The organism is Nitrosomonas sp. Is35 (assembly GCF_033063295.1).
Lineage (GTDB): Bacteria > Pseudomonadota > Gammaproteobacteria > Burkholderiales > Nitrosomonadaceae > Nitrosomonas.
In genome coordinates this window covers 278,318-291,958 of sequence record NZ_JAWJZH010000001.1, presented here as the reverse complement: position 1 = coordinate 291,958, position 13,641 = coordinate 278,318, and the positions used below count along the sequence as shown (strand labels likewise).

Here is a 13,641-nt window from a genome sequence, read left to right as displayed (position 1 = left end):
GGGTTTTTCTTGAGCCCGATCAGCTATGGCCATGCAATGAGCCTCTTAGAGGCTTATGAAGCTGCATTGCTGCATGACCCGACTTATCGTTCCGCTTATCATGAAAATGAAGCCGGGCAACAAGCCGAGGCCATCGGCCTGGCTAGCTTACTGCCCAATCTCTCGCTCACGCATAATCAAAGCAGAAGCACGGGAACTATCACAGCCCCGCAACAAGTCGCGCCAAACAGGGTCATCGAAGTTTCAGACAATACGCATTTTGATAGCCAGATCAGCGCATTGACTTTGCGTCAGCCATTGATCAATTTGGAAGCGGTAGCCAGTTACCGCATCGGAAAAGCGCAAGCCGATTCCAGCCGGGCAAAATTCACCGGCCGCAGCCAACAGCTGGTTGTAAGGCTGGTAGAGGCTTACGTGGAAACCTTACTGGCACAGGATCACGTCAAGCTCTCCGAAGCGCAACTGACTTCCCTTGAAGAACTCAAACGTGTCAATGAACGTATGTTAATCAAGGGCGAGGGAACAACGACCGATGTCTTGGAAACACAATCGAAACACGCCATTGCACAAGCACGTGTTATTGAAGCCAATGATGAGCTGGAAGGAGCCCGGCTCAAACTTGAAGCCATCATAGGACAAAAAACAAACCAGCTAGACCGACTGTCCGATGCGTTTAATACGCGTGCCATTCAGTTGCAAGATTATGACAGTTGGTATTCCTTGGCGCTGGAACGCAATGCCGAGCTGGTAACACAACGCCATGCAGTAACATCCGGTAAGGAAGAAATCAGAAAGAGTTTTGCCGGACATACACCGCGCGTCGATTTAGTCGCCAGTCTCTCTAAAAATAATAGAGGGTCATTTATCACACGGAGTCAGGATGCCGAACTTGCCACCATTGGGGTTGAAGTTAATTTCCCTCTGTATGCCGGTGGCCGTGTAAATGCCCTCACGGCTCAGGCTAAAGCGAATCACGCACGCGCGGAAGCGGATCTCGATGCGGTAACCGATAAGGTCCTCGTCGAATTGAAAAAACAATACAATCTGCTAAAAAGCGGCGTCAAAAAAATTGAATCGCTGGAGCTGGCAGTCAAGTCTGCTGAGTTGCTCGTCGATGCGACAGAAAAAAGTATCCGTGGCGGTATCCGCATCAATTTAAATCTTTTGGATGCGCAACAACAACTATATACCGCACAACGCGATCTTTCACGGGCGCGATTTGATTATCTGCTGGCCTATCTGCGCTTGCAGTTAGCAGCGGGCACACTGGTACTGGATGATTTAAGAAATATAGCCAGCTATTTCAAAACTGGCTTGCGTTAAAAAGGTTTTTGCTGTGATCGTGCATTTGCCAATGAGGTCACCGCATTCTTTTCCGCTTGAACAGCTCTCGGCTCAAAGCGCAGCCGCCAATCCCAACAGATAGCATTCGTATCCGATCAATGTGCCATATCCAGCGAGGATTGCGTACTTGAGATGCCTGACACGCAGGGACTCAATCAGCCGGACGTTATGATGAATTACCAGCAGAATGAGTGCCATCGCGGTAAGCGCCAGTTTTACAGCAACAAACTTTTCTGTACTTTCCTCGATCAGCACCGCCATAAACCAGTTGATCTCCTCTCCGCCATTGGCAAGGATGTTGAGCGTCAGGTAAGCGTCCAACGCGCTCAGCAATAAAATAGCAATAACGCAAAACAGCACATTTCCCGTGTAACGATCGACGTACACCGGTTTCCCTTTCTCCGACACTCTGCGTTCCCCGATCCGCCTGCCCATTTTGATCCCTACATGGTACGCGCAGAAGAATGGCATATCCTGACGTCGATCCTGTTTTCTATTATTTGAAACCGCAACTGCATCAGTCATAAAAAAGCTCCCACGGATACTGTACTCACTCGCATGATAGCAAAAACAGCGGATAAGAATATCAGCGTAGCATCTCTTTATTTCTAGTACAGATGTACCAGAAAAAGAGGAGTTGATACCTATGTACTCAGAGGACCTGCTGTCTTAAATTGCAGAAGTAAAAACTGAACAATTTAATAAAACAAAACGATACAATTTTTTATACACGATGGAGATTGTGAAATGAACAAGAAAATATTGGCTAATATCACCGCACTGGTGATTCTGGGTGCGGCAAGCAGCGCATATGCCGCTCTCACGCCGGACAGTTACAACATGCTGAACGGCAATACCGGCAGTTATAACTACTGGGATGAAACCTACAGCGGAGCCGGTTGTGTAACCTGTGACAACGCAGCTTTGACGGGCGGCCGTGGCGATCTGACCGATGGAATCATTGCAACTGACAACTGGTTTGTCACTGAAGCACCTGCCGGCAATGGCTCTTATGTCGGCTGGACTCTGGATCCGACCATTACCTTTCACTGGAATGCGCCTGTCAATATCAGCTCCGTCACTTTTCATTTTGATGATTCAAATGGCTCCGGTGGCGTCAGCGCGCCAGCAAGCGTGGATGTGAACGGGATCAATTTCCCCATTTCGGATCCTGCCGGTTCTGCGCCATTCGCTTTTGTAGCAAATGGCTTATCGTTCACGGGTAACGATCTCGCTGTGACAATCCATAGAAGTAATGCATGGGTTTTCCTGAGCGAAGTCGAGTTTAATGTCACACCGGTTCCGGAACCCGAAACTTATGCGATGTTACTGGCCGGTTTAGGTTTAGTTGGTTTTGCCATTCGCCGTAGAAAAGCAGTGGCTGTTTAATTCCGCTTCATTCTGGATTGAAAACGGGAGCCGAGGCTCCCGTTTTACTGTGTGCGGATAAAAACCCGGCAACCAGCCGGAATAAAGCCAGTTATCTAACCGGCTCAACAGTTTTGGCATGTTGCAAGCGGTAACCATAACCGTAGATTGTCAAAATATCCCATTCACTTCGCGTGGCGAGATTGAGCTTATTCCGGATCCGGCTGATGTGCGTGTCCACGGTACGGGTATCGATTTCTGCCGACAATCCCCATATTTTTTCCAACAAGTGAATTCTCGACAGCAGTTTATTCATATTCTGAAACAGATAGCAGGCCAGCACGAATTCTTTCTGGGTAAGTCCGGCATTTTTGCCATCGACACAGATTGCTTGATTTTCTGAATCAATCTTATAGGGACCGAATTGCAACATTGCGGGCGGCTTTTCGCGGCTACGACGCGCCAACGTCTCAATTCTGGCGAGCAACTCAAAATGCCGGGAAGATTTCACGAAATAATCATCCGCGCCCATATGCAAAACATTAACGACATCCGATTCACTGTTACGCGAAGTCACACAAATAATCGGAATATGCCAATCCATATTTCCTCGGATCCATTTCAGCGCTTCCCCGGCAGTACCATCCGGCAATATCCAATCGATCACGAGCAGATCAAATCTTTCATCCCGCAGCGCATCGAGAAAGGATGCTATGGTTCCAAAAAATTCACATTGGTAGCGATCGGGCGAAAGCAGTAGCTCATAGATGGCTACCTGAGTGGGCTCGTCTTCAAGTATTCCTAAACGCATAGACTGATGAATTTATACAAGATTGATTATATTGGATATCCGGTTTCTTTCAGTCCGGGTAGCGCACACCCTTCCATGCGCAGCAACCGGCTGGATTGGTAATCGGGAATTCAAGGCATTTCTTGAATCGAGTATGAAGGGCAAAATGCACTCAATTACAAAAGTTGCCGAGTTGTCTGGGTACGCTGCGGATATCACGCCCGGTACCATCTGCGCCGCGTTCAATTTCCTCTCATCAGTCATGGCATTCTCCTTCTAGGCATGAACAAACAGGCAGTAATGCGATGAAATAGAATAAGCTACAAATGCGATAAAAATTTTCCCAGTAGCATGTTTACGAGCGCAAGATTCGAGCAAAAAACGAAATGGTTGCAATCCACAACATATCAACTGGAATATTTTCAATCTGAGTTACTGCTTATTTTTAAACTATCGAATCAATCCGCTAGAGCCACCGTTAGTTTTTAATTCTTGAATCATCACTCCAGCATTATTAATAAATGCTTGAACTTTGTCAGGAAACGTGTATCTTAGAAGAGTCTTTTGGATTCAAGTTGTGAAATGTGATGCTTATAGTTGAGCTTTTTCCTTGATATTCGATGGCCACTACGGATCACTGTAGAAGAAGTAAATTCATTAATTATTAAGGAAATAAACATGGCAACAGGTGTAGTTAAATGGTTCAATGACGCTAAAGGTTTTGGCTTTATTACCCCAGATAACGGTGGAGAAGATTTGTTTGCACACTTCTCTGCAATCAACAGTAACGGTTTCAAATCATTGCGTGAAGCACAACGTGTTACTTTCGATGTAACGACAGGCCCTAAAGGCAAGCAAGCATCGAACATTGTGCCGCAGTAAACGAGCTTAAAGCTTAAATAAAAAGCCCCGGTAATCCGGGGTTTTTTATGGGCGAGATCCCGAAATCCAATAAACATTTCTTTCCTTAAAATCGTTATCCCTGCTTCGCTACGCGGCTAGTATCGGCTTAAAACCAAGCCATCACCTTTATCAGCAGCTTACCGTATTGCTCACCCAGTTCGGCCATGCTCGATAAATCCTGTCCACGAAATTTTTATCCATGTGAAGTTTTAGTGCCAAATGCTTGAATTAGTCATAGCGAAAATTGGGTACATTGCGGGAAAAATGATGTCGCAATTTATGGCAAATATCACAGCAGATGAGGTAGCATAGCGGCTTTCAATCAAGCTGATTACTAACTATGCCTGTCAATATTCCTCCTCTAACCCCTGAACAATTGCTGCCTGTTGCGGGTGTCGAGCTCGGCACCACCGAGGCCGGGATCAAAAAGGCCAACCGCAAGGATTTGCTGGTGATGGTGCTGGACGAAGGCACGCAAGCGGCCGGGGTGTTTACGCAGAACCGTTTTTGCGCCGCGCCGGTGACCGTGGCCAAGCAGCATTTGGCGCACGCTGCCATCCGCGTCTTGGTGGTCAACACCGGCAACGCCAATGCCGGAACCGGCGAGGTAGGCATTCAGCATGCCCTGGCAACCTGTGCCGAAGCTGGCCGGTTGTTGGGTTGCGACACACAGCAGGTGCTGCCGTTTTCGACCGGCGTGATCATGGAGCCGTTGCCGGTCGATAAGATTGTTCAAGGATTGCCCGCCGCAGTGGCGAATTGCAAAGCGGATAACTGGTTTAACGCCGCGCACGCGATCATGACCACGGACATCGTGCCGAAGGCGGCCTCAAAGCAAGTGCAGATCGGCGGCAAGACGGTCACGGTGACCGGCATCGCCAAAGGCTCCGGCATGATCCGCCCAAATATGGCGACGATGCTGGGGTATGTCGCGACCGATGCGGTCATCAGCCAGCCTTTGTTGCAAGAGTTGGTGAAATACGCAGCGGATCATTCGTTCAACCGCATCACGGTGGACGGTGACACCTCGACCAACGACGCGTTCATCGTCGTGGCGACCGGAAAAGCCGGGAATGCGGAAATCACCCGGCAAGACAGCAGCGAATTTAACCAATTGCAGCAAGCCGTGACCGCGATTGCCGCCGAGCTGGCGAAAATGATCGTGCGCGACGGCGAAGGCGCGACCAAATTCATTACCGTGCAAATCGAAGCGGGCAAGGATGCCGGTGAATGCGCCAAAGTGGCGTACGCGATTGCACATTCGCCGCTGGTCAAAACCGCTTTTTTCGCCTCCGACCCGAATCTGGGCCGAATTCTCGCGGCGATCGGTTACGCCGGAATCGATGATCTAAACGTCGACGGCATTCAACTGTATCTCGACGATGTGCTGGTTGCGGAAAAAGGCGGCCGGGCAGCCAATTATCGCGAAGCGGATGGGCAGCGCGTGATGAATCAAGCTGAAATCACCATCCGGGTCGTGCTCAATCGCGGTAGCGCATCGACTACGGTGTGGACCTGCGATTTTTCCTACGATTATGTGAAGATTAATGCCAGCTACCGCAGCTGACATACCGGTAAACCAATCCGATGAATGATTTAGATAAGCTCTGTGCGCGTTTGGATCGATTACTCGATCACGTGGAAAAAGCGCTGCCGTCCGTATCACCGGAACCGGATTGGCAAGCAGCGATCGCTTTCCGCTGGCGCAGGCAGGGCAACAACGGATTCATTCAACCAGTGACGCAGCCGCATCGGATCACACTCGACGCATTGTGCGGCATCGACGAACAGAAACAGCGCATCGACCAGAACACGCAGCAGTTCGTGCAGGGTTTTTCCGCCAACAATGTGTTGCTGACGGGCGCGCGCGGCACCGGAAAATCGTCCTTGATTAAAGCGCTATTGAATAAATACGCGCAAGACGGGCTGCGCCTGATTGAAGTGGAGAAGCATCATCTGGTCGATCTGCACGACATTGTGGAAAAGATTTATCAGCGCCCGGAACGCTTCATTCTGTTTTGCGACGATTTGTCGTTTGAAACCGACGAGCCAGGCTACAAAGCGCTCAAAGTGGTGCTGGACGGTTCGATTGCCACGGTTTCCGACAATGTGCTGATTTATGCCACATCGAACCGGCGTCACATGGTGCCGGAATTCATGCGCGACAATCTCGACACCAAGCATATCGGCGACGAAGTGCATCCGAGCGAGGCCATTGAGGAGAAGATTTCACTGTCGGAGCGCTTCGGGCTGTGGGTGTCGTTTTATCCGTTCGATCAGGATCAGTATCTGGATATCGTGCGCTACTGGCTGGCTTATTTCGGTATTCCGGAAATGACCGCGCTGGCGCGTACCGAAGCATTGCAATGGGCGATCGAACGCGGCTCGCGCAGCGGCCGGGTGGCGTGGCAATTCGCGCGCGATCTGGCAGGGCGGCAACAATCGGCTGGCAACCATCCCTAGTCAATGAATCACTCAACCACGCCAATTGCCGGATCGACACCTATCGTTGAAGTCGTCGCAGCGGTGATTCTGCAACCGGATGGCCGGTTCTTACTGACACGCAGGCCCGCCGGGAAAGTGTATTCCGGCTACTGGGAATTTCCCGGCGGCAAGGTTGAACCGAACGAATCGTTGCTGCACGCGCTGGAGCGGGAATTGTGGGAAGAACTCGGCATCCACGTGCGCCAAGCTCATTCCTGGATCACACGCGTTTTCAGCTATTCACATGCCACCGTACGACTGCATTTCTTTCGCGTGGTGGAATGGGAAGGTCAGCCCTCACCCCGGGAAAAACAGGGATTATCCTGGCAATGGCCACATCCGGTTGAAGTATCTCCGATGCTGCCTGCCAACGGCCCGATTTTGCAGTCGCTGCGGTTACCGCCGGTTTATGCCATCACCCATGCGGCTGAAACCGGCATCGAGGCCGCATTACAGCACATCGAGCGCGCATTACAAAACGGCTTGCGCTTGCTGCAAATCCGCGAGAAGCAAATGACGCCCGATGCGCTACGTGACTTTACCGGGAGAGTTCTGGAACTTGCCCGGCCCTATCAAGCAAAAGTGTTGATCAATGGCAGCACGGAACTGGCGCAAGAACTTGGCGCCGATGGCGTACATCTCACATCGTCGCAGCTGATGGCCATGTCATCCCGCCCCGATCCGGCCGCTGGATTATGCGCTGCATCCTGCCACAACGCCGAAGAACTTTTTGCCGCCGAACAGCTGGGGCTTGATTTTGCCGTGCTGGGACCGGTGCAGCCGACACTGAGCCATCCGGGATTGTCGTCATTGGGATGGAGAAGGTTTGCGACGCTGATTCGCGGCTATTCGCTGCCGGTGTATGCACTGGGCGGATTGCACCGGGAAGATTTGCCCATCGCCCAGGAAATGGGCGCGCATGGCATTGCGATGATGCGCGGAATCGAATGAACGCAGGTGAAAAGAACCGCCCCGGTTCAGTGCGTAATCAGATCGGCATCGGCGTATACCGCCACCTGATTGCGGCCGCCTGATTTGGCGGCGTATAACGCCTGGTCGGCTCGATCGAGTAAGGTGCTGCAGATGAAATCCGCGTCGTGTTGCTGCGCAGTCAACAAACTTCGCAGGCTGGCAATACCGATCGAAATCGATACCGTGAATTGTTTGTCATGAAAATTCAGCGCAGTGGAACAAATCGCTTGACGCAACCGTTCGGCAATTTCATGCGCTGCTTGCAACGTCGTCGACGGTAGCGCAACGACGAATTCTTCCCCGCCATATCGCGCCACAATATCACACGACCGGACTTGCTCCTTGATTAAGCCGACCATATAGCGGAGCACCAGATCGCCGGTTTGATGGCCGTAGGTGTCATTGATTTTCTTGAAATGATCCACATCGAGAAACATGCAGATCAAATCATCATCCCAGCGCATGCAGCGTGCAATTTCATCCTTGAAACGCAGATCGAAATAACGGCGGTTATACGCTTGCGTCAACACATCCTGGTAGCTGATTTCCTTGAGCCGTTGCTGATTGAGGCAGTTTTCGATCGCAACGGCAGCCATCGCGGATATTTTTTGCAAGAAAAGCGTCCCGATACCCGCCTGATAGCGATGCGGATCGTGACTAAGCAACAATAACGCGCCGATTATCTGATCGCCGCGCAGCAACGGCAGAAATGCAGCACTTTTTACCTGATCGCGGCTTTTCAGATTAGCGATCATCCAGCGGTAATTCTTCAATGCTTCCACGCCCAGCACCGGATGACTGGATAGCGAATGGATGATTTCCGCATCTTTTAAGGTATCGAGAATCAAGAGCTTGTTCTCGTAGCTCAGCTGCGCTTCTTCGTCGCGTTCAAAGAACAGACGTTCGGTGTCTTTATGGTAGTCAACCAGACACAAAACAACATCGAGTAACTGAAAACGCTCAACGGTTTGCGATAACAGCAGATCCCGCAGCTGTTTGGGTGTGCTGGCGCCAATAATTTCAAAGCCAAAGGTCTCATATAACTCCTGCTTTTTCTCATTGGCTCTGGCTTGCTTGAGCAGATGATCGAGCTTACGCTGTAACTCCCGGTTCTTCTCGTAGATCGATTCATCCATTATATCGGCTCAGTGGTTATAGTATTCTCCGGATCTTTTTCTACTTCAGGGATGCGGTAAGATTCCTGGGCCCATTGCGACAGATCGTTCGTTTTGCACCGTTCGGAACAAAACGGACGGAAACGGCTGGCCGGTTCCCAGATTATTTCTTTACCGCATTGCGGGCAATTGACTGTGCGCTGTTGCATAAAAGCAGATCATTGTTAGATTGTTTTAAGATAAGAGTTTTGTATTAGCGAAAAATAAGTAGAATAGTAATAAAATTATTACGCATGAATCTGATAGGGAATTATTCGTTTTAGTTTTAAACTGATCATAAAAAATAAAATCCTTTTTTTCTTATCTGTGATGAAATTTAACACTATTCCAGCAGCCCGCGAGATTTAGTATTCTACAAAAATTTAGCGCCCGTTAGTTTTAACTTTCTAAATTATTTTTAATCACTTACTTTAAGGTTACAAATCCTGGCCACGCGACAAGAACTTTCAGATTTTCTGATTGCAACCGAAAAGCGCGCCTATAAACAAGCCTTGTTCGCGGTTCATGACGAGCATATGGCATTGGATATTGTTCAGGATTCCATGATGAAACTGACGGCGAGCTATGCTTCAAAACCAGCCGAAGAGCTACCGTTATTGTTTCAGCGCATCCTGCAAAATACCATTCGCGATTATTACCGGCGGCAGAAGATCCGTTCACTATGGACGACACTGTTTTCAGCATTCACCCCCAGTGATCAAGATAAGAATCAAGAAGACTTCGATATACTCGAAACTTTACAGGTAAAGCAGGAATCCAATGATCCCCATGCTCAGCTTGAAAGATTACAACTCATTAATTTAATAGAGGAAGCAATAAAAATTCTGCCATCACGTCAACGCGAAGCCTTCATACTGCGTTACTGGGAAGAAATGAGTTTGGCGGAAACAGCCGCTATTATGAAATGCTCGGAAGGTAGTGTAAAAACACATTGCTCACGGGCAGTTCATACATTAGCTACAATTCTCAGAGAAAAAGGAGTGAAATTATGAACGAGCAGGAACTGGGAAAAGAAATTGCCAGATTATTGGACACCAGTGCTAATGAAACTATTAAGCAGAGTACCCTGTATCGGCTGCAAGCAGCGCGCCGTGCCGCTCTGGAAAATTGCCAGCCCACATTGGAAATGATGAATTCAGGTAATGGCACGTCCGTTTTCGGTGGACACAACGAACATTTCAATGCTGGAAAGTTGTTGTTATTAGTAGCCGTGTTGGTCACTTTTGCTTTGGTGTCGGCAACTTATTGGCAATTTCTGGAAAGAAACAGGCTAACCACAGACACTACGATACTGGTTGATGGCTTATCGGCAGACGGTCTTAGTGATAATGAGCCGAAACTGATTGATGAGTTATCGATCGATAACTATATTGACAATGTACTCCAATTGGTTGAGGACATATCCGCAGAGGTTCTGATCGCTAATGAGCCTATCCCTGAGGAAATTGATGGCTCTCCGGCAAATGTTCAAATTGAGAGTGAACCGGAATTGATCGAGGATTTACCCACGGAAGCCCGCGCTGATAGTGAACTAGATGAAAAATTAGATCCCTAATGGACCTATTTCTTTCTTTAATGCCTCGCCTGAATCCACTGATTCTTTAAGGAAAGAACTAAAGCTGCAATAATCGAAAAGGCTAGGAAAAAATTCCAGCAGCTTGCAACTGGCGAACATAAACCAGAAGAAATCACATAGTCCAGCCAGAAGCTGAAGCTATAAAAAACGCATGCTGGAAAATTCTATAATCAATCCATTAAAGGGTTGATTGCGTGTCTTACTTCACTTTCTAAAGAAAATCTCATTTTATCTTTTTTGCAGTTTAATTCATGCAACAACTCCCTCATCCATCATTAAGCAACTTGCCTTCAGCTTGGCTCAATGCGCTTTCTTCACAATTGATCAACGAAGAAAGCATTCTCGCCTGGCTTGAAATCGATCTCGACCACCAGCTGCATTTTGCTACAGGCATCATCATCGCAACGAATAAACGTGTATTGGCAAAAATGGCTGGCGATGAAACTTGGCAAACGTGGAATTATCAGCAAGGATTGCAGCTGACACAGCGTGATCATGCCGGTGTTGGCTGTTTGGAATTGTTCGATCCGCATACGCGGCTGGCCTTTTGGCGTTACCGCTTAGGTAATGTCATGGCGGCAAACCGGCTGATCGAGTGCTTTACGCAGCAATTGGATTATCATGTCGACGGCAAGCTGCCCGAATCCTCGCAGGCATCGGCTCAATGTCCCCATTGCGGCGCTTTTCTATCTGCTGAACAGGATGAATGCCCTGTTTGCGAAAAACAAAATCATATACCGCCTTCCACCTGGGTCTTACTACGCTTGTGGCGCTTCGCAAAACCCTACAAAGGACGACTGCTCATCGGTTTTCTGCTGACCTTATGCAGCACTGCCGCAACCTTGGTGCCGCCCTACTTAACCATGCCACTTATGGATAATGTGTTGATTCCATATCAGAATGGCCAGCCTATCGATACCGACTTAGTACAATTCTATCTCTCCGGCTTACTGGGAGCGGCGATCCTTGCCTGGATGCTGGGCTGGGCGCGAACCTACATGCTGGCGCTGGTTTCAGAGCGTATCGGCGCTGATTTGCGCACCACCACCTACGAGCATTTACTGAATCTTTCGCAGGAATATTTCGGCGGCAAGCGGACCGGCGATTTGATGGCGCGTATCGGTGCTGAAACTGACCGCATTAATCTTTTTATTTCATTGCATTTACTCGACTTCGCCACGGATGTCATCATGATTTGCATGACGGCTATCATTTTAGTGTCGATCAATCCCTGGTTAGCTTTGGTAACGCTGATACCGCTGCCAATTATCGCATGGCTGATTCATTTGGTTCGCGACCGCTTGCGAATTGGTTTTGAAAAGGTGGATCGCATCTGGGCCGAAGTGAACAATGTGCTCGCAGACACAATTCCAGGTATCCGGGTAGTTAAAGCCTTCGCGCAAGAGAAAAGAGAAGCGGCGCGTTTTCATGCCGCCAACCAACGCAATTTACAGATCAATGACCGAGTAAATAGAATCTGGTCACTATTCACGCCGACGGTCACCCTGCTGACCGAAGTCGGGTTACTCGTCGTATGGGTATTCGGCATATGGCAAATATCGCAAGATGAAATTACTGTTGGGGTGCTGACGGCATTTCTTGCGTACATTGGCCGTTTCTACATCCGGCTCGACTCAATGAGCCGGATTGTATCGATCACCCAGAAAGCGGCAGCTGGCACCAAACGCATTTTTGACATTCTGGATCATGTATCCAGCGTTCCAGAATCGGCCAATCCGGTACATTTACCAATGATTCAAGGGCAAATAGAGCTGCGTCACGTTGGTTTCCGGTATGGAACGCGCAGTATAACGCGCGGCATCAATCTAGTTATTAAACCCGGCGAAATGATTGGCCTGGTTGGGCACAGCGGTTCGGGAAAAAGCACGTTGGTCAACCTGATCTGCCGTTTTTACGATGTCACCGAAGGCGCCATTCTGGTCGACGGACACGATATCCGTACCTTACCGCTTGCTGAGTATCGCAAACATATTGGCCTAGTGCTGCAAGAGCCCTTTCTGTTTTTCGGCACTATCGCTGAGAATATCGCTTATGGCAAACCAGACGCGAGCCGCGCAGAAATTGTCGCGGCGGCGCGAGCGGCGCACGCACATGAGTTTATTTTACGCCTGCCGCATGGTTATGATTCGCTGGTTGGCGAGCGCGGGCAAGCATTATCGGGCGGTGAACGTCAGCGCATTTCAATCGCGCGCGCGCTATTGATTAATCCGCGTATTCTCATTCTGGACGAAGCCACCTCTTCGGTCGACACCACCACGGAAAAAGACATTCAGAAAGCATTGGATAATCTGGTACGCGGCCGAACCACGATCGCGATCGCACATCGTCTATCGACTCTTCGCGAAGCCAACCGGTTGATTGTCCTGGATCGTGGCAAAATCGTGGAAGTTGGCAATCACGCTGAATTAATGGCACGTGAGGGCTACTATCACCGGCTGTATTTGGCGCAAGCGCGTAATGTCGATGAAGAAGAACGGGCACTGATTTCCGCTGCGGAACACAGCATTGCAGGAGAACACAAATGAGTGCTACCGTTACTTATCAATTAACCCGGAATTCCTACGGCCGTTTGGTTTTGACCGATCAATCCGGTGTCACGCACGAAGGTGTCATTCCCGTACGATCATTTCCGATTACCGATCCGGGACAAGGCATCGCGCTGATCGATTCGCATGGCCATGAGTTGGCATGGATAGAGCAGTTCGATGATTTACCGGAAGCGTATCGCATGTTGATTGAATCAGAACTGGCAAGCCGTGAATTTATGCCGGAGATAAAACGCATCACGAAAGTCTCCGGTTTCATCACGCCAAGCACCTGGCATATCGAAACAGATCGTGGTGCAGCGGTACTGATTCTGAAGGGGGAAGAGGATATCCGCCGTTTAACCGCATCGTCGTTAATGATCACCGATGACCATGGCATCCATTTTCTGCTTCGTGACCGCACGGCACTGGACCGTCATAGCCGCAAATTGCTGGATCATTTTCTGTAGCGATGGACTTTAT

General features: G+C 49.3%; 14 protein-coding genes. 10 read left to right on the top strand and 4 right to left on the bottom strand.

Going from position 1 to position 13,641, the window contains the following annotated elements; genetic code table 11:
* The first annotated feature begins 36 nt into the window (after positions 1-36).
* Entirely contained in the window at positions 37-1,323 is a 1,287-nt protein-coding gene (locus tag R2083_RS01445; RefSeq protein ID WP_317529777.1) for a TolC family outer membrane protein, read from the top strand.
* Between the two features lie 72 nt (positions 1,324-1,395).
* Here the strand turns inward: R2083_RS01445 and R2083_RS01440 are convergent, their stop codons facing one another.
* Positions 1,396-1,869: a DUF5658 family protein gene (locus R2083_RS01440; protein ID WP_317529776.1), complete on the bottom strand. Its 474-nt coding sequence runs from the start codon at positions 1,867-1,869 to the stop codon at positions 1,396-1,398.
* 222 nt (positions 1,870-2,091) lie between these two features.
* Here R2083_RS01440 and R2083_RS01435 point away from each other — a divergent pair, with 222 nt between their 5' ends.
* Positions 2,092-2,733 (top strand): FxDxF family PEP-CTERM protein, encoded by a 642-nt coding sequence (locus R2083_RS01435; RefSeq protein ID WP_317537269.1) that lies wholly within the window; start codon positions 2,092-2,094, stop codon positions 2,731-2,733.
* A 91-nt stretch (positions 2,734-2,824) separates the two neighbouring features.
* On the opposite strand, the gene R2083_RS01430 is transcribed toward R2083_RS01435, so the two are convergent.
* Positions 2,825-3,523 carry a response regulator transcription factor gene (locus tag R2083_RS01430; RefSeq protein ID WP_317529774.1) on the bottom strand — a complete coding sequence of 233 codons (699 nt, stop codon included), beginning with the start codon at positions 3,521-3,523 and terminating at the stop codon, positions 2,825-2,827.
* Positions 3,524-4,180: 657 nt separating this feature from the next.
* Between R2083_RS01430 and R2083_RS01425 the strand changes: the two genes are divergently transcribed.
* The 4 genes from R2083_RS01425 to R2083_RS01410 all read left to right on the top strand — a co-directional run bounded on the left by R2083_RS01425 (position 4,181) and on the right by R2083_RS01410 (position 7,840).
* Complete coding sequence (locus R2083_RS01425) at positions 4,181-4,384, top strand: cold-shock protein (protein WP_090317641.1); 204 nt, start codon at positions 4,181-4,183, stop codon at positions 4,382-4,384.
* A gap of 361 nt (positions 4,385-4,745) precedes the next feature.
* Positions 4,746-5,972, top strand: coding sequence for a bifunctional glutamate N-acetyltransferase/amino-acid acetyltransferase ArgJ (gene argJ / locus R2083_RS01420; protein ID WP_317537268.1), 1,227 nt, complete (start codon positions 4,746-4,748; stop codon positions 5,970-5,972).
* 20 nt (positions 5,973-5,992) lie between these two features.
* Positions 5,993-6,868: an ATP-binding protein gene (locus R2083_RS01415; RefSeq protein WP_317537267.1), complete on the top strand. Its 876-nt coding sequence runs from the start codon at positions 5,993-5,995 to the stop codon at positions 6,866-6,868.
* Between the two features lie 3 nt (positions 6,869-6,871).
* Positions 6,872-7,840: a Nudix family hydrolase gene (locus R2083_RS01410; RefSeq protein ID WP_317537266.1), complete on the top strand. Its 969-nt coding sequence runs from the start codon at positions 6,872-6,874 to the stop codon at positions 7,838-7,840.
* 26 nt (positions 7,841-7,866) lie between these two features.
* Here the strand turns inward: R2083_RS01410 and R2083_RS01405 are convergent, their stop codons facing one another.
* Positions 7,867-8,997 carry a GGDEF domain-containing protein gene (locus R2083_RS01405; RefSeq protein WP_317537265.1) on the bottom strand — a complete coding sequence of 377 codons (1,131 nt, stop codon included), beginning with the start codon at positions 8,995-8,997 and terminating at the stop codon, positions 7,867-7,869.
* Positions 8,997-9,185, bottom strand: a complete 189-nt coding sequence (locus R2083_RS01400) for a DNA gyrase inhibitor YacG (protein WP_317529769.1) — start codon at positions 9,183-9,185, stop codon at positions 8,997-8,999. Before R2083_RS01400 ends, R2083_RS01405 begins: the two co-directional genes overlap by 1 nt.
* Before the next feature lie 276 nt (positions 9,186-9,461).
* Here R2083_RS01400 and R2083_RS01395 point away from each other — a divergent pair, with 276 nt between their 5' ends.
* From R2083_RS01395 to R2083_RS01380, 4 genes are all read left to right on the top strand, one after another.
* Positions 9,462-10,028, top strand: a complete 567-nt coding sequence (locus R2083_RS01395) for an RNA polymerase sigma factor (RefSeq protein WP_317532039.1) — start codon at positions 9,462-9,464, stop codon at positions 10,026-10,028.
* Positions 10,025-10,591: a DUF3619 family protein gene (locus R2083_RS01390; protein WP_317537264.1), complete on the top strand. Its 567-nt coding sequence runs from the start codon at positions 10,025-10,027 to the stop codon at positions 10,589-10,591. Before R2083_RS01395 ends, R2083_RS01390 begins: the two co-directional genes overlap by 4 nt.
* Before the next feature lie 272 nt (positions 10,592-10,863).
* Positions 10,864-13,158 carry an ABC transporter ATP-binding protein gene (locus R2083_RS01385; RefSeq protein ID WP_317537263.1) on the top strand — a complete coding sequence of 765 codons (2,295 nt, stop codon included), beginning with the start codon at positions 10,864-10,866 and terminating at the stop codon, positions 13,156-13,158.
* Complete coding sequence (locus R2083_RS01380; protein ID WP_317537262.1) at positions 13,155-13,628, top strand: DUF1854 domain-containing protein; 474 nt, start codon at positions 13,155-13,157, stop codon at positions 13,626-13,628. The genes R2083_RS01385 and R2083_RS01380 overlap by 4 nt, the downstream gene beginning before the upstream one ends.
* The last annotated feature ends 13 nt before the right edge of the window (positions 13,629-13,641 follow it).